This window comes from Methanoregula sp. UBA64, from assembly GCF_002502735.1.
Lineage (GTDB): Archaea > Halobacteriota > Methanomicrobia > Methanomicrobiales > Methanospirillaceae > Methanoregula.
On record NZ_DAQC01000001.1, the window covers coordinates 1 to 15637 of the forward strand.

Genomic DNA, 15637 nt, shown 5'->3' on the forward strand with positions numbered 1-15637 from the left:
CCGCCTCCTTCGAGCCGACCATCGACTACGTGGTCGTCAAGGTGCCCCGCTGGCCGTTTGACAAGTTCAAAGGGGCAGACCGGACGCTCACCACCTCGATGAAGAGCACCGGGGAGGTCATGGCGATCGGGCGCACGCTCGAAGAGGCCTTGATCAAGGCCAAGCGCTCGATCGACACCGATGTCCGGACCCACACGAGCCCGAGCGAGATCCGGATGATCCTCTCCCGCCCGACCGACGAGCGGTTCCATGTTCTCTTCGATGCGTTCCGGCAGGGCTTTACCGTGGAAGAGATCGCGCACCTCACCTCGATTGTCCCGTTCTTCCTCGAAAAGATCAAGAACATCGTGGATCTCGAAAAGCGCCTCGCAGCAGGTGCCACGGATGCCGATATCAAAGGTGCAAAGACCTTCGGGTACACGAACACCGAGATCGCGGCGATCTCCGGCAAAGAGCTGACGGCGATAGAAGAACTTGCCGGCATGCCGGTGTACAAGATGGTGGACACCTGCGCTGCGGAGTTCCCGGCGGTAACCCCCTATTTCTATTCCACGCACGATGCAACGACCGAGATCGTAAAAGATGACCGGCAGAAGATCCTCATTCTCGGTTCGGGCCCCATCCGGATCGGCCAGGGGATCGAGTTCGATTACTGTACCGTCCACGCGGTAAAGGCGCTGCGGGAAGAGGGTGTGGAAGTCCACATCGTCAACAACAACCCCGAGACTGTCTCCACTGACTTCGACACCTCGGACCGGCTCTTCTTTGAGCCCATGCAGCTCGAGGATATCACCAACATCCTCAGGACCGACTCTTACTATGGCGTGATGGTCCAGTTCGGCGGCCAGAATGCGGTCAACCTCGCCGTGCCCCTCGAAAAAGAGATGAAGCGCCTGGGACTTCCCACAAAGATCCTCGGCACTACCCCGGATGCGATGGATATCGCCGAGGACCGCGACCGGTTCAGCGTCATGCTCACCAAACTCAACATCCCGAGTCCGGCAAACAGTTCTGCCTACTCGGAAGCCGAGGCAAAGGAAAAAGCCGAGAAGATTGGCTACCCGGTGCTTGTCCGGCCTTCCTATGTGCTCGGCGGCAGGGCCATGGAGATCGTCCACGACACCTCGGAACTCGAGACCTACATGAAAGAGGCAGTCCGGGTCAGCCGGCACCACCCGGTGCTGATCGATTCGTATCTGAGGAACGCCGTGGAACTCGACGTCGATGCTGTCTGTGACGGGGAAGAAGTCCTTATCGGCGGCATCATGGAGCATATCGAGCAGGCCGGCATCCACTCCGGGGACTCTGCCTGCGTCATTCCCACCCAGTCCCTCTCAAAGGAGATTGTGGATACCGTCCGCGAGTACACGAGAAAGATCGCGCTGGGTCTTGGCGTTGTCGGTCTCGTGAACCTCCAGATGGCGGTAAAAGAGAACGTGGTCTATATCATCGAGGCGAACCCCCGGGCGAGCCGCACCGTCCCGTTTGTCTCAAAGGCAACCGGCCTCCCCATTGCAAAGATCGCAGCAAAGGTAATGATTGGAAAGAAACTGCGCGACCTGGGCTTTAAGGAGAGGACCATTAAGCATGTCGCGGTAAAGGAAGTTCTCCTGCCGTTCAACAAACTTGCCGGGGTCGATACCATGCTCGGGCCCGAGATGAAGAGTACCGGCGAGGTCATGGGGATCGACTACGACTTCGGCCTTGCCTTCTACAAGGCCTGCATCTCCGCAGACAACGAACTGCCGCTCAAGGGAAACGTCTTTATCTCGGTCAATATCGGGCAGAAAGACGAGGTAATACCCATCGCACGGAAACTGCGCGATCTCGGTCTCACCCTCTATGGGACAGAAGGAACTGTGGATTATCTCAATGCGGCAGGTGTAGAAGCGCACATGGTCCTCAAAGTCCAGGAAGGTTCCCCGAACGTGCTCGATATGATGCACCACGGGGAGATCCGCCTCATCATCAACACCCCGCAGGACCGGCAGTCCCGGCAGGACCACTACCAGATCATGCGTGCGGCAGTGGACTTCGGGATCCCGTATATCACCACCATCCAGGCGGCGCGTGCAGCGGCGCTTGCAATCGATGCAATCAAACGCGAAAAGATTACTCTCGAACCGATCAGCCATTATCTCGCATAATGCCGACGGCAACGGCCAATCTCTTTTTTATCAGTGCAGATCGCTGCATACCCTCCCGGACATAAGTGCCGGCCGTTCATACGTAATTCAAGAGAATACTCTTAAATACCGAGATAGCAAAAAATCATGCATGAAGAAATTTCTTGTTGTTCTTGTAGTCCTGTTTATCGGGATCCTGTTCGCGGGATGCACATCCCAGAGCGCGACCCCCGCAACGCCGACCCAGACGGCAGTTCCGACCACGGTTGCCACACCCAATGTGACCGCAGTTCCGACCACGGTTGTCACTGCAAACGTAACGGCCAATGTAACTGCAAACGTAACCGCAGTCCCGACCACGGTCGCACCGGTTCCGGAAAAGCTAGTCGTATTCAAGGACTCCCTCACGGTAACCCCCACGGGAACGATCTATATCCCGACAGGTACAAAGCTCGTCTTCTACAATGCAGACCCGCTCAAGCCCCATGGCGTTCAGCCGGTCGGAATCCTGTCGCAGTCGGTTATCAAGACGGTAAACATCCCCTATAAGGGATTCTATAACGTAACCTTTGACAAGAAGGGAACGTACAACTTCGGTACGCTCTTCCAGCCCTCAATTTCCGGGACAATCGTTGTCAGTTAAGGTAACACGATACCTGCGTTCAGGAGAAACCTCCTGGACAACTCATTTTTGTTCTTTGCTTTACCCTAAAAAAGGGAACTTTACCGGCTCTTTTCGGCAGGATCTACCCTTTTACATATATGGAAAAACATCCTATCTGACTAACGGAAGTATCCATTATGGGAAAAGGAACGATAGTTCTTGCATATTCCGGGGGCCTTGACACCTCCATCTGCATCCCGCTGTTAAAGGAGCGGTACGATTACGACCGCGTGGTAACGGTTGCGGTGAACGTGGGCCAGCGCGACGAAGAGATCGATGTTGCCACAAAGAAGGGTAAAAAGCTCGCCGACAAGCACTATACTCTCGATGTACGGGAACGCTTTGTTGCCGAGCACATCTTCCCGGCGATCAAGGCGAACGGGTCGTACGAGGGTTACCCTATGGGAACCTCGCTTGCCCGTCCTCTGATTGCTCAGGAAGTCGTAAAGATCGCAAAAAAAGAGAAGGCAGTCGCGATCGCCCACGGGTGCACGGGGAAGGGAAACGACCAGCTGCGTTTTGATTTTATTATCCGCGCAGCAGGGTTCGACGTTGTTGCACCTATCCGCGAGCATAACCTGACCCGCGACTGGGAGATCGGGTACGCAAAAGACCATAATATCCCGGTGCCGGTGAAAAAGGATAAGCCCTGGAGCATGGACGAGAACTGCTGGAGCCGGAGCATTGAGGGCGGCAGGCTCGAAGAGCCGGACTTCCACCCCCCCGAGGAGATCTACCTCTGGACGGTCTCTCCCGAGAAGGCACCGGCAAAGCCGGAGAAGATCACCCTTACCTTTGCAAAGGGTGTCCCGGTGGCGATCAACGGGAAGAAGATGTCCGGTATCGATCTCATCGACCGGCTCAACGTCCTTGCCGGGAAGCACGGGATCGGCCGGAACGATATGATCGAGGACCGTATCCTCGGCCTCAAGGCCCGGGAGAACTACGAGCACCCGGCAGCAACGGTGATCCTCTTTGCCCACCGCGACCTTGAAGGGCTGGTCCTTACCCGGTCAGAACTTGCATTCAAGCGTATGGTCGACGACAAATGGTCGGAGCTGGCGTACAAGGGCCTTGTATACGAACCACTGTATGCAGCGCTCAATGCCTTTATCGACACTACCCAGGAGCGGGTGAACGGCAAGGTCGATCTTGAGCTCTATAAAGGAGCAGTACGCGTACTGGGCCGCAGCTCCCCGCAGGCGATCTATTCGGGCGATCTCGTCTCCTTTGACAGTTCGTCCATCGACCAGTGCGATGCCATCGGCGTGTCCCGGTACTTCGGGATCCAGGCACGCCTGGTCCATGCACTGGGTGAAAAACCCACAAAAAAGACCGGCAGGAAATAATTTTTTTTCTTGTCTGGTCCAGGGGGACACGGTTCTCCCCGGCCGGTGATATCCGTTTTTTTATCTGACAGGTAAAAAGAAACATATATCCGATGACAATCAGATCGGATCATATGTGCGCCGGTTTTTTTTCCCGCTTCACGAAACCAAAACCCCATATCGTTGAAAGCCCGCAACCGCCGTCAATTGCGCATGGCGCCGGGATGCAGGTCCCGGAATACAAGAACAAGCCCTATTTTATCGTGGCCTCCGTGGAGATGGGAAATACCACCACGAAATGTATTCTCACCGGGGTAAGTCTCGAGACCGGTAAATCCTATGTGATCAACAAGACCGTGAGCATGAGCCGGGACATCCGGCCTCCCCGGCCGGGCGAAGAGGTCTTTGGCGAGACGCTGGACGGGACAAAACTCTCGCGGCAGGCCGTGACTGAGCTTGTACGGGACACGCTTGTCCAGTGCCACCAGGAGGCGCATCTCGATATTGAAAAAGACCTTGACTTCGTTGTCCGCAGCACGGGAGTCGTGGCCGAGATGGAGTCCCCGGACCAGGTGGGGGATTTCGTAATCGCCCTTGCAAACGGGTGCCTTGCCGCCGGCGTCCCGCCAAAGAAGATGACCCCCCCCATGGCAAAGGCAAACCAGCCGCAAAAACTCCAGCCGTTCAGTTTTGCCGACAAGGTGGTCTTTGTCGGCGCAGTTGCCGGGGTCGTCCCGCCGGTGGGCTCGACCGGGGTCGAGATGGTGGCAAACGAGATGGAAGGGGAGCTCGCCATGGCCGGGATCAAGGAAGGGGCGAAGTGGACCCCGGTTGATTTCCGGAACCCCTGCGTTTCCATGGACTTCGGGACTACCCTTGACGGGAGGATCACTAGCGATGTGGCCCCGGACGCGCCCAGTCCTTTCGCAAAGACCATCGGGAACTTCTGCGGGCTTGCCGGGGCGATCCCCGATGCAATCGTGCGGGGGACCGGTCTTGTCCAGGAACGGACCGGTACAGCCCTTGATATCTTTGGCGAACACAGCGTGACCGGGGGCTTCTTCTCGGGGGGCAACCGAAAGGTTATTGACGATTTCGTGGACCGCTGCCACGAGCACATCGATATCCGGATCGTACCGCCGGACCGCGACCGGTTCGGGAGGGTGCCGGTCAATGCAAAGCTGGCAATTGAATCCCATGTGGCCATGATCGGATGCGACTGCGGGGAAAACAGCAGCGATCTTGGCAAGCTCTCCGCAATCGGTGCCGAGATCCACAAGGACTACAACCTCTCGGTGCTCAACGAGGTTGTTGACCGGGTCTGTGCGAAGATGGCCCTGCGGATGGTTGATATTGCTGTCGGGGAAAACCTTGTCCCGAAGAACGCGTCCATCGGCTTTACCGGACGGGCTGCGATCTCCGGGAGAAAACCCGAATATATTCTCGACGGGATCATCGAGAGGAACCTGTTCGATGACCCCAATGACCACCTGGTCTTTGTCGACGACGGTCTTGCCCGGGGCGCCTCTTTAATGGGCCGGTGCATGAACTCGCTCGGAAAACCGAAAAACCCCATTGGCGGGGTGCGGGGCGGGCCCTGTATTATGAGCCGGCGGATCAAAATAGGTAAGTGAAGGGTAGATCAACCATGGCAGACGAGATTACCGAACCGGCGGGCGCCGGGACTGAAGGAAACGAGGAAGAACTCTTCGATGTAATTATTCCCCCGGGGGTTCCCCGCAAAATCATCATCGACCTCGCCAAAAAATACGATGTCGATGTCGTTGAGCGCAAGCAGAAGCTCTATTTTGCCAATATGAACGGCGACGAACGGGAACTCCTTGCATTCAGGGCAAGCCGCGAGATCGCCGAAAAGATAGAGAAAGAAATGGTAGAGAAAGTCCGCGAATTTATTGCAACATAATCCCGGTGCCCCCGTAAATGCGGGGCGCACACGGAACAGATCTATTTTTTTAAGAGGCTGACCAGAAGTGCTTTTTGTGCATGGAGCCGGTTCTCCGCCTCGTCCCAGACAAGACTCTGCGGACCGTCCAGAACGTCACCGGTGATCTCTTCGCCCCGGTGCGCCGGAAGGCAGTGGAGTACGCGGGCCTCGGGGTCGGCATGTTTCAGGAGGTCGTCGTTTACCGTATACCCGCGGAACGCCGCAAGCCTCTTTTCCTTTTCCGCTTCGTCCCCCATCGAGATCCAGGTATCGGTGACGATCACTTGGGCATCCTTTACGGCATCCTGCGGGGTCTTTGCAAGCGTGACATTGCCGCCAAGGTTCTGTGCCTGCCTGACCAGTTCCGGTGCCACTTCGTAGCCTTTCGGGCTTGCAACGGTCACTTCCATGCCGGTCAGGGCCGTGGAGAGCACAAGGGAGTTGCAGACATTGTTCCCGTCCCCCACCCAGGCGATCCGGAGGCCCCTGACATCCCCGAAATGCTCCCGGATTGTCAGGATGTCGGCAAGGAGCTGGCAGGGATGCTCGTGATCGGAGAGCCCGTTTATTACCGGCACGGTTGCATGGGTGGCAAGGTCCACGATGGTGCTGTGACGGTAGGCGCGGATCATGATGGCTGACACGTACCGCGATGCAACCCGGGCGGTATCCCGGATCTCTTCTCCCCTCCCGATCTGGAGGTCTTTTGCATTCAAAAAGAGCGCATGGCCGCCCAGCTCGTGCATGCCGACTTCAAACGAGATATGGGTCCGTGTCGAGGACTTCTCGAAGATCATGGCAAGGGACATACCCCGCAGGAGCTCGTGCGGGACGCCGGCCCGTTTCTGGCGCTTGAGGCGCTCTGCCCCGGTCATTATCTCGTCGAGTTCGATTTTTGAGATATCTAATATGGAGAGGAAATCTTTCTTCATTTAGAGCTCCTTCATATGAGCGATCCGGCGCTCAAGCAGGGCACGGGTGCCGATATCGCGGCGATGGAAGACGCTTCCCTGTACTGACGAGGCAGCCTGTTCGGCAATCTTTTCTGCCTCTTCAAGGGTCGCTGCCTTGCCGACAAACGCGAGCGTCCTTGAGGTAAGCGTCCGTAAAGCCCCGCCGGACTCCTCGACGTTTGCATAGTAGAGGAGGGCTTTTCCTGCATTTCCCAGGGAAATCGGCCGGTTTACCTGCGGGGACGACGGGTATCCTTCGGGAACAAGGTACTTACAGACCGTTGCCGCGGGTTCGAATGCAACCTTTGAGGCGGAGAGCGTCCCGTCCGTGATGGCAGTGACGATCCCGGGAAAATCCGATGCCAGGAGCGAGAGCACATTCATGGCCTCGGGATCGCCGAACCGTGCATTGAACTCGATCACTTTCGGGCCCTCTTTTGTGTCCATAAACTGGCCGTACAGGATGCCCTTATAGGGCGTTCCTTCTTTTGCCATTGCCGCGACCACGGAGATCATGATGGAGAGCGCCGCAGTGAGGTCGTTTTTTGCCACGAACGGCAGCCGGTGGTCGGGCATCGAGTAGGCGCCCATTCCCCCGGTGTTCGGGCCGGTATCCCCGTCAAAGGCACGCTTGTGGTCCTGCACGAGCGGCATGGGGACGATATGAGTCCCGTCGACAAACGCCTGGAGGGTGAACTCTTCGCCTTTTAACCGCTCTTCGAGGACAACGTCCCCTTTGATCTCGCGGATGTAGTCGATGGCGCCAGCGGTATCCACCTGCTCTCCCATGATCCGGACGCCTTTCCCCCCGGTAAGGCCGATGGGCTTGATGGCAAGATCGCCGTCATGGTTTTTTACAAACGCAATTGCCTCGTCTGCATCGTGGAAGACCCGGTATTCCGGGTTCCCGCTGATGTGGTGCTCCGCCATGAGGTTCCGGCAGAATGCCTTGTCGGTCTCTATCCGGGCTGCCGCTCTGGTGGGACCGACACAGGCTATCCCGTCTTTTTCCAGCCGGTCGACGATTCCGGCTTCGAGTGGGCTCTCCGGGCCGATAACCGCATGGGTAACCCCGGTCTTTTTTGCAAATGCCGCCACTTTTTCCAGATCGGTCTCGCGGGCAATGCAGCATTCCCGTGCGATCCGGGCAATACCGGGATTCTTCTTTGCCATTACGGAATAGATCCCGGCTTCGCTGTTGCGGGAGAGTGCAGCAGCTATGGCATGTTCCCGGCCACCTCCCCCGACAACGAGGATCTTCATATCCATCACATGGGCGCTATTGGTTAAAAATTGTTTACGCTTCTTTTAACGCGCACGTATCCGTCAGAGGATCTCGCTGACCCGTACGAGGGGAAAGAGCCCGATCCCCTGCTTTTCGAGCGTGTCCTTTGCTCCCTGTTCGCGGTCTACCACCGTAACAACACGGTCGGCCGTTGCCCCGGCATTCCTGAGCATGGAGATCCCGTAGAGCGCCGAACCGCCCGAGGTCGTGACGTCTTCCACCAGGAGGACGTTCTTTTTTGCAACATCCCCGATAATGACGCTCTTCTTGCCGTGATCCTTCTCTTCGGCCCGGATGATGGCAAACGGTTTTTTTGCGGCAAGGGAGACGGCGACGGCAAGCGGCACGCCGCCGACTGCAACACCGGCAACGATATCGAACTCGTACCGCTGCGCGATCTCCTGTGCGATCCGGGCAAGGAAATCCGGGTTCGTTATTGCGGTCTTTACATCGACATAGTATCTGCTCTTTGCACCGGAGGCGAGGGTAAAGTCCCCGAATTCCAGCGCCTTATACTGTATCAGCAGGTCTGCAAGTGCGTTCATGCGAATTCACCAGGGTTCTTTTTTGACCTTGATCCGGTACCCGATGATGTTGACCGAACGGTGGAGAACCGGGGTCAGGACGAGGATCACGATCAGGATCGGGAGGGTCATGACGGAGAAGACCCAGGCCGGGTCAAAGACAAGGACCAGTAAAAATGCCCCGGCTACAAGGTCGTACTGGTCAGCGATCGGCCAGGCATCTCCCCGTTCCTTCCCGAGCCTCCGTTTGAAAAAACTCTTTGCCATATCCCCGAGCAGTGCCCCGAGGGCAAGGAGAGAGACCGAGACAAGGGTGTGCTGCGGGAGATCCCAGTGGCAGGTAGTTACCAGCCAGATCTGAAGCCCTCCGCAAAGGATACCTGCCGCTACCCCGCAGACAAGCCCGCGGTAGGTCTTGCCGTCCCCGAAGATCCGTTTTTTGTCGGAGAAATTTCTCCCGAAATCAATGGGGGTGCCGCCACCGCATACTGCAGCAACGGGATTGGGAACATATGCAGGAACCATAATCCAGAAAGCGGCGAGCAGTGTCGAGAGCAATGGTATTATGAATGACTCCACACTAATAATGTAGCACTCCAATACCTCTAATAAAGAGCAGATAAAAAGATTAAAGTTACTCTAAATCCTGTCAATACCAGTCATTTGCTGCATCGGGTGGAATAGATGGAAATCAAGAAAACACGCAGTCTCTGCCCAGTCTGTGGAAAAGTCCTTGAGGCAGATATCGTAGAAGAAGAGGGTAAGATCTGGATTGTACGGACCTGCCCCGAACATGGGAAATTCAGGCATATCTACTGGTCCGACCCGGAGATGTATCACCGGTTCAGCCAGTACGATGCTGTAGGGAGGGGGGTTACCAACCCGCAGAACCCGGTGACCTCCGACACCTGTCCTACGGCATGCGGCCTGTGCAGCAACCACCACTCGGGCACGCTGCTTGCAAATATCGATCTCACCAACCGGTGCAACCTCAACTGCGACTTCTGTTTCGCAAATGCCCGTGCCTGCGGTTTTGTGTACGAGCCGACCTTCGATGAGATCGTGAAAATGATGCAGGTGCTCCGGGGCGAGAAACCCGTCCCGGCGCCCGCCGTGCAGTTCTCCGGCGGCGAGCCGACCATGCGGGACGACCTTGTCGAGATCATCAAAAAGGCAAAGGAACTCGGGTTCCCGCAGGTCCAGATCGCGACAAACGGCGTGAAACTGGCAAACAATCCCGAACTCGCCCAGCAGCTCAAGGATGCCGGCCTCTCGACCGTATACCTGCACTTTGACGGGGTTACGGACAAGACCAACCCGTTTTTGAAGATCCACATAAAAGCGCTGGAAAACCTCACCAAGGCGGGAGTCGGCACTGTTCTCGTGCCCACCATCATCAAGGGCAGGAACGACCAAGAGGTCGGGCAGATCCTGAAATTTGCCGCCGACCATATTGCGGTTGTACGTGGCGTCAACTTCCAGCCGGTTGCATTTACCGGGGCGGCAAAGGACGAGGACATTGACCGGGAACGGATTACGATCCCTGAACTGATCGGCAATATCGAAACGCAGACCGGCGGTATCTTAAAGACGAGCGACTTTTACCCGGTTCCCTGCGTGCTGCCCTTCTCCGACCTTGTGGAGGCCTACACGGGCCGGCCGCAGGTGCGCTTTACCGCCCACGAGCACTGCGGTGCCGCAACGTATGTTTTTGTCACAAAAGACGGCATGACCCCGGTGACCCGGATGGTAGATGTGGAGAGCCTGTTTGCTGCGATCGAGCAGATGTCAGAGAAACTCAAGAAAGGCGGCACCATCAACAAGTATGCAACCCTTCTTGAAGGTGTCCGGGAGCTCCATGCCTCCTTTAAGAAAGGGGAGAAGGGGAGCACGGCGGAGTTCTGGAAGCTGATCGGAAAGACCCTGGTCGGGCAGAACTTCGATGCGCTCAGGGAATTTCACTGGAACGCACTCTTTGTCGGCACCATGCACTTCATGGACCGCTACAATTACGATATCGAGCGCGTCCAGCGCTGCTGCATCCACTATGCCACGCCAGACGGCAAGCTCATCCCGTTCTGTACCTACAACAGCGGCCCGGTGTACCGCGAGCAGGTATGGAAAAAGCACGCAAAATCCCCGCAGCCTGAACAGAAATAACTTTTTTTTAAAATTCCCTGTTATTCAAACGGTAGTTCCATCGATACAGCCTGCCGAAGGGCAATGGATGCAATCGCGAGATCCTGGATTGCAAGCCCGGTGGAGTCAAAGACCGTGATCTCGTCCGGCCGTTCGCGCTTCCTCTTACCGGTCACGACTTCACCGAGCGTCCCTGCAATCATCCCCGGCGGGTAGAGCCCCTTCCTGATGGGGACGTTGATCTCCCCCGAATGGAACGCCTGAGCGGGATCGTCTACAAAAACACGGGCCCGGTGCAGTATTGCCGGGTCGAGCTCCTCTTTTCCCGGTGCATCGGCACCGATAGCATTGATATGCGTGCCCTCATGGATCCATTCGTTTTTCACCACGGGCGTGCGGGAAGGGGTGGTTGTGACAAGTACATCGCAGTCGCAGGCCTGTTCCAGGGTAACGCTCTTTGCATCAAACTCCCTGAACCGTGCAACAAACGCTTCCGCATGGGCCGGGTTCCTGCTCCAGGCACGGATCCCGGAGATAGCAAGCTCATTTGATGTGGCCCGGACCTGTGCCTCGGCCTGGCGGCCGGTGCCGATGATGCCGAGAACGCACTCTTTTTTTGGGGCAAGGAATCTGGCGGCAATTGCCCCGGCAGCCCCGGTCCGCATATCCGTAAGCCGCGTTGCGTTCAGGATGGCCGTGGGTCTGCCGGTCTCTGTATCGAGGATGATGGTGAGTGCCATTACCGAGGGAAGCCCTTGTCCCGGGTTATCCGGGTGGACGTTTACTATCTTTACCCCTGCAATGTCGAGCGAGGGCAGGTACGCAGGCATGGTCCGGAAATCTCCTTTCGGCAGGGTTACGTACAGCTTGGGAGGCATCTGGACAAGGCCCCTCCCGTGGTCGGCAAATGCGGCCTCAACGGCCCGGTTGATTTCGGCAAGATCCAGTCCCCCTTCCGGTGCGGGGTAATAGCGCATGGACGAGAAGTATACCTGTGAGGGTTATAGGGTTATGCATGCCGCGGGAAAACGATAACAAGCGGTCAGGTAGAAAAAAAGCGTATCCGGGTGCCGTACCATGAGAGCGGCAAAATGCTGGTAAAAATTGTTATGCGTATTCCATTTCCTTAAGCGTCTTGTCGGCCAGATCCTTCATCCGGGCCGAGATCCGTGAAGACGAGGTATAATCCACGTCTTTCATGGCATTGGCGATCTCGTTACCCAGCACAAAGATCGCATATTTATGCTCAAGTTTGCTCTTGTGCAGCTGGGAAGGGGTAATTTTAAGGGCATTATACTGCGTGAACTTCAGGTCAGGGTTGACTTCTTCAAAATAGTCCTTGACCTCGTACAGCATCTTATGAAGACTGATCAATTCTTCCTTATGCATACTGCCACACCAAAGTGTTACATGGGGCGCACCATGCATAAATAAATTTGTGTGAGCCCAATTTTACGGGCTCATTTTCATCAGCCGTATGTTTAACGGCCTTTTTATAATTCCCTTAAAATCTTTTGCCGCGATATACTCGACACCCTTGTACACAAGACGGTCGAGCAGTTTCTGGTCCACGGAGCGGTCGGTCACGATACCGGTGACCGGCGTATCGAGCGTCTCGACCGCTTTTTCCATCTCGTCGGTCGAGGTCTCGCGGATCACCGTCATCTCCCCGTCAAGAAACCGGGCGATATTCTTTCCCCGCACATCCTCCAGGTGGTCACGGATCGTGACCGGGGTTTTTGCCGGACTGCCCCGGGATTTCTTCTGTCCGCCGCCGGCGGGGCGGTCGGCCGGTTCCCGCGAGTCGTTATCGTCGTGGGCCGGCACTGAACGGCCGGGCCGGGGGAGATCCGTCGGGAGCTCTGCTGCGTCCTCGAAGTACTGGTCGCGGACATACTCGACCGGCACCTTGTTCCGCAGGGTCTTGATGACCTCTTTTCTTGTCATGTCCTCGACGCTCTTTCCCCGGGGGGAGAAGGCCACGAAATCGATATCTGCCATCTGGAGAAGTTCCCGTAAGATCAGTTCCCCGCCCCGGTCGCCATCGAAGAATGCAGTCGTGGTCTTCTTCCCGCAGAGATCGACGATCGATGCCGGGATGTTGGTGCCTTCGACGGCAACGGCATTCTTGATGCCGTACCTGAGGAGGTTGACCACGTCTGCCCTCCCTTCGACGATGATGATCGCGTCGGACTCCATGACATTGGGACCGGCCGGGAGTTTTTCTTCCCCGATCGTCCCTATCTTTTCGACACGGATCGTCTGGCGTACATCGTCGAGGAGCTCGTCGCTGTCGATAGCCCCGTCGTCAAAGCGCTCGATGAGGATCTCTTTTGCCCGTTCAACGATCTTCTTGCGCTTGCTGACCCTGATGTCCTCGATGGACTCCACGGTCACATGCGCAACGCAGGGGCCCACGCGGTCGATGGTCTCCAAGGACGCTGCAAGGATGGCTGTTTCCGCCCGGTCAAGGGACGTGGAGATCAGGATGTCCCCGGTGGTTTCTCCTTTTTTGCTTGCAATCTGGACGTCGATCCTGCCAACCCTCCCGGTCCTCTGGAGGTCCCGCAGGTCGAGGTCTTCGCCGAGTAACCCTTCAGTCTGCCCGAATATCGCGCCGACTACATCAGGTTTCTCGACCACCCCCTCTGCGCTGAGGCTGATGTGAATAAGGTACTTGGTAGTATCCGGTGAATACACGTAAACGCACCCCCATGTATCATGCGAATGATGATGTGCCTGATCATAGGTATAAAATATATATAACGTGGGGAATTACTTAAAGTGTAGGTTCGTTCCAGCCCCGGGGAATACGAGCGGATCAGGATAGTTTGGCAAGGCGCCCGGCAACTTCGTCCGGGGCGAGTCCAAAAACGAGCACTTTTTTCTGGGTCGAAGTCTGGCCGGCAGCAAGGGTAACGGATGACGGGGAAACGCCGAGCACTTCGCTGATAAGAGCAATGACGGCACGGTTGGCCTTCCCTTCGGTTGCCGGAGCCGTAACCCGGCAGCCAATCGCGTTTCTCCAGGGGTTGTACCCGTCAGGAAACCGTGCAGATTTGGCGTTTGCGGAAACTTCGATAGAAATCAGCGTGCCGTTTTTGTCTGCAGAAAGGGCATCGGTCAGCGCTGGCATGGGGAACGTTCCCGTTGAGAGTGAAGATGTCGCCCGGCTTAAACACACAACGGATCACCAGTGGCTGCTGCCGTTCTTCACCGGTGTATAAAACCCTCAGCCGGGCGATGCCTGTCGCGCACCCGGGTTGTCCCATGGATCACTTCCAGGCGTTTGCCAATCGATCACCCGGGGACCTATGGGTGCGCTATGTCGGCACCTTTTCCCATCTGTTGTTTCTGGCACATTACCGTTTCGGAGACATTAGTGCCGGAGTGTACCCTTTGCCGGCGTACCATACCGGGGGTATCCGGGTAAATTCACCGGATTCATACACGACAGCACCGTCCCGGATCACGATAGCGGGGAAGACCGCCGGCATTCCTTCGTACGGCGTCCACCCGCACCGGCTGTGGAGATTGTCTGCTGCGATCGGTACCGCCTCGCAGGGACAGATTGTAAAATCGGCCCGGTCCCCGGGCAAAAACCCGGCAGCAGGGATCCCCAGTAACGCGGCGGGCGCGGTCGATGTTTTTTTGATCACATCGGGGAGCGCAAGGCGCTTTTCGAGCACCTCTGCCAGTAAGAGGGGAACCATCGTTTCCACCCCCGGGACACCCGATGGGGCAGAGGAAAACTCCTGTGCCTTATCCGCAGGGGTATGCGGGGCATGGTCGGAGGCGATCAGATCGATCCGGTCCCAGCAGGCGAAAAGGGCCTTTCTCTCGCGTTCACTTCGCACCGGGGGGTTGACTTTGAAGGTGGTGTCCTCGTCCCTGGTCTTTTCCCGGGAGAGGAAGAGGTGGTGAGGCGTGACCTCGACTGTTCCGCGGGCTGCGGCAAGTGAGCGCGCCGAGCTCATATGGCAGAAATGGAGCCGGCAGCCCGCCGTGTTGCAGGCCTGGACCGCGAGTACGGCGTCACGTTCCCCTTCGGGGGACCTCAGTCTATCGTGTGCCGCAAGGCCAAAATCCTCCCCGGGCCGGACGCTCTCTGCATGGATGGTGGCAAGGCCGCCGAGAGTCCGGATGCGCCCGAGCATGAGGGAGAGGTCGGAAGCTGAGAGCGCTTCGCCGTAACTCGACGGAGCAAAGAAGGTCTCGCCAAAGGCCATCGCACCGCTGCTCCACATCTCCTCAACCGCGGTCTGCGGCGTCACCGCGCTGTTGATGGCAAAACTGCACAGCGAATGTGCCTGTGCATCTGCAACCCTCCGCCGGTAGACCTCCGGGGCAGTAAGCGGCGGGACGGTATTTGGCTGGTCGACAACGACCGTCACGCCGCCGGCAAGCGCGCTCCTGCTCCCCGTCTCCCAGTCCTCTTTTTCTGACTGGCTCCCGCCCCGCATATGGACATGGACATCGACCGCAGCCGGGAGAACAATTTTACCGGTACAGTCGATCGTCCGGTCTGCCGGTCCCGATGCCCCGGTATGGACAACGCGGCCGTCCCGGATCGAGACATCCGCCCGGCGCCCGTCCGGGAGCCGGACGTTTATGAGTGCGAGGTCCACACGGGATTCCATGCAGATATGATCGGCAGCAAACCATAATAGTCA

General features: G+C 57.1%; 15 protein-coding genes. 6 read left to right on the plus strand and 9 right to left on the minus strand.

The features are described from left to right. The 5 genes from carB to BP758_RS00025 all read left to right on the plus strand — a co-directional run. The coding region (carB, locus tag BP758_RS00005; protein WP_292367475.1) for a carbamoyl-phosphate synthase large subunit at nucleotides 1-2147 on the plus strand (2147 nt) is incomplete at its 5' end. Nucleotides 2148-2277: 130 nt separating this feature from the next. Further along, nucleotides 2278-2769: a hypothetical protein gene (locus tag BP758_RS00010; RefSeq protein ID WP_292367478.1), complete on the plus strand. Its 492-nt coding sequence runs from the start codon at nucleotides 2278-2280 to the stop codon at nucleotides 2767-2769. A gap of 158 nt (nucleotides 2770-2927) precedes the next feature. After that, nucleotides 2928-4139, plus strand: a complete 1212-nt coding sequence (locus BP758_RS00015; protein ID WP_292367480.1) for an argininosuccinate synthase — start codon at nucleotides 2928-2930, stop codon at nucleotides 4137-4139. Nucleotides 4140-4252: 113 nt separating this feature from the next. Next, nucleotides 4253-5752 carry a methanogenesis marker 14 protein gene (locus BP758_RS00020; protein WP_292369934.1) on the plus strand — a complete coding sequence of 500 codons (1500 nt, stop codon included), beginning with the start codon at nucleotides 4253-4255 and terminating at the stop codon, nucleotides 5750-5752. A 14-nt stretch (nucleotides 5753-5766) separates the two neighbouring features. Continuing rightward, complete coding sequence (locus BP758_RS00025; protein WP_292367482.1) at nucleotides 5767-6042, plus strand: hypothetical protein; 276 nt, start codon at nucleotides 5767-5769, stop codon at nucleotides 6040-6042. A 41-nt stretch (nucleotides 6043-6083) separates the two neighbouring features. Here BP758_RS00025 and argF read toward each other — a convergent pair whose 3' ends face one another. The 4 genes from argF to BP758_RS00045 are packed head-to-tail and all read right to left on the minus strand — an operon-like array spanning nucleotide 6084 to nucleotide 9383. Next, a complete protein-coding gene (gene argF, locus BP758_RS00030) occupies nucleotides 6084-6995 on the minus strand; it encodes an ornithine carbamoyltransferase (RefSeq protein ID WP_292367484.1) in 912 nt (303 codons plus the stop codon). Next, nucleotides 6996-8285 carry a phosphoribosylamine--glycine ligase gene (purD, locus tag BP758_RS00035; protein ID WP_292367486.1) on the minus strand — a complete coding sequence of 430 codons (1290 nt, stop codon included), beginning with the start codon at nucleotides 8283-8285 and terminating at the stop codon, nucleotides 6996-6998. A 57-nt stretch (nucleotides 8286-8342) separates the two neighbouring features. Further along, entirely contained in the window at nucleotides 8343-8846 is a 504-nt protein-coding gene (gene pyrE, locus BP758_RS00040; RefSeq protein WP_292367488.1) for an orotate phosphoribosyltransferase, read from the minus strand. A 6-nt stretch (nucleotides 8847-8852) separates the two neighbouring features. Continuing rightward, on the minus strand, nucleotides 8853-9383 hold the full coding sequence (locus BP758_RS00045; RefSeq protein WP_394339189.1) for a CDP-2,3-bis-(O-geranylgeranyl)-sn-glycerol synthase: 531 nt from the start codon (nucleotides 9381-9383) through the stop codon (nucleotides 8853-8855). 126 nt (nucleotides 9384-9509) lie between these two features. On the opposite strand from BP758_RS00045, the gene tes reads away from it, so the two are divergent. Continuing rightward, the gene (gene tes, locus BP758_RS00050; RefSeq protein WP_292367489.1) at nucleotides 9510-10985 is read left to right on the plus strand and encodes a tetraether lipid synthase Tes; all 1476 of its coding nucleotides are present in this window, start codon (nucleotides 9510-9512) and stop codon (nucleotides 10983-10985) included. Between the two features lie 20 nt (nucleotides 10986-11005). On the opposite strand, the gene BP758_RS00055 is transcribed toward tes, so the two are convergent. The 5 genes from BP758_RS00055 to pyrC all read right to left on the minus strand — a co-directional run bounded on the left by BP758_RS00055 (nucleotide 11006) and on the right by pyrC (nucleotide 15604). Further along, nucleotides 11006-11941 carry an ornithine cyclodeaminase family protein gene (locus tag BP758_RS00055; RefSeq protein WP_292367492.1) on the minus strand — a complete coding sequence of 312 codons (936 nt, stop codon included), beginning with the start codon at nucleotides 11939-11941 and terminating at the stop codon, nucleotides 11006-11008. Between the two features lie 130 nt (nucleotides 11942-12071). Continuing rightward, complete coding sequence (locus BP758_RS00060) at nucleotides 12072-12353, minus strand: UPF0058 family protein (RefSeq protein WP_292367493.1); 282 nt, start codon at nucleotides 12351-12353, stop codon at nucleotides 12072-12074. A gap of 63 nt (nucleotides 12354-12416) precedes the next feature. Further along, a complete protein-coding gene (gene dnaG / locus BP758_RS00065) occupies nucleotides 12417-13664 on the minus strand; it encodes a DNA primase DnaG (RefSeq protein ID WP_292367495.1) in 1248 nt (415 codons plus the stop codon). Nucleotides 13665-13785: 121 nt separating this feature from the next. After that, nucleotides 13786-14100 (minus strand): DUF167 domain-containing protein, encoded by a 315-nt coding sequence (locus BP758_RS00070; protein WP_292367497.1) that lies wholly within the window; start codon nucleotides 14098-14100, stop codon nucleotides 13786-13788. A 226-nt stretch (nucleotides 14101-14326) separates the two neighbouring features. After that, complete coding sequence (gene pyrC / locus BP758_RS00075; protein WP_292367499.1) at nucleotides 14327-15604, minus strand: dihydroorotase; 1278 nt, start codon at nucleotides 15602-15604, stop codon at nucleotides 14327-14329. Nucleotides 15605-15637 lie beyond the last annotated feature (33 nt).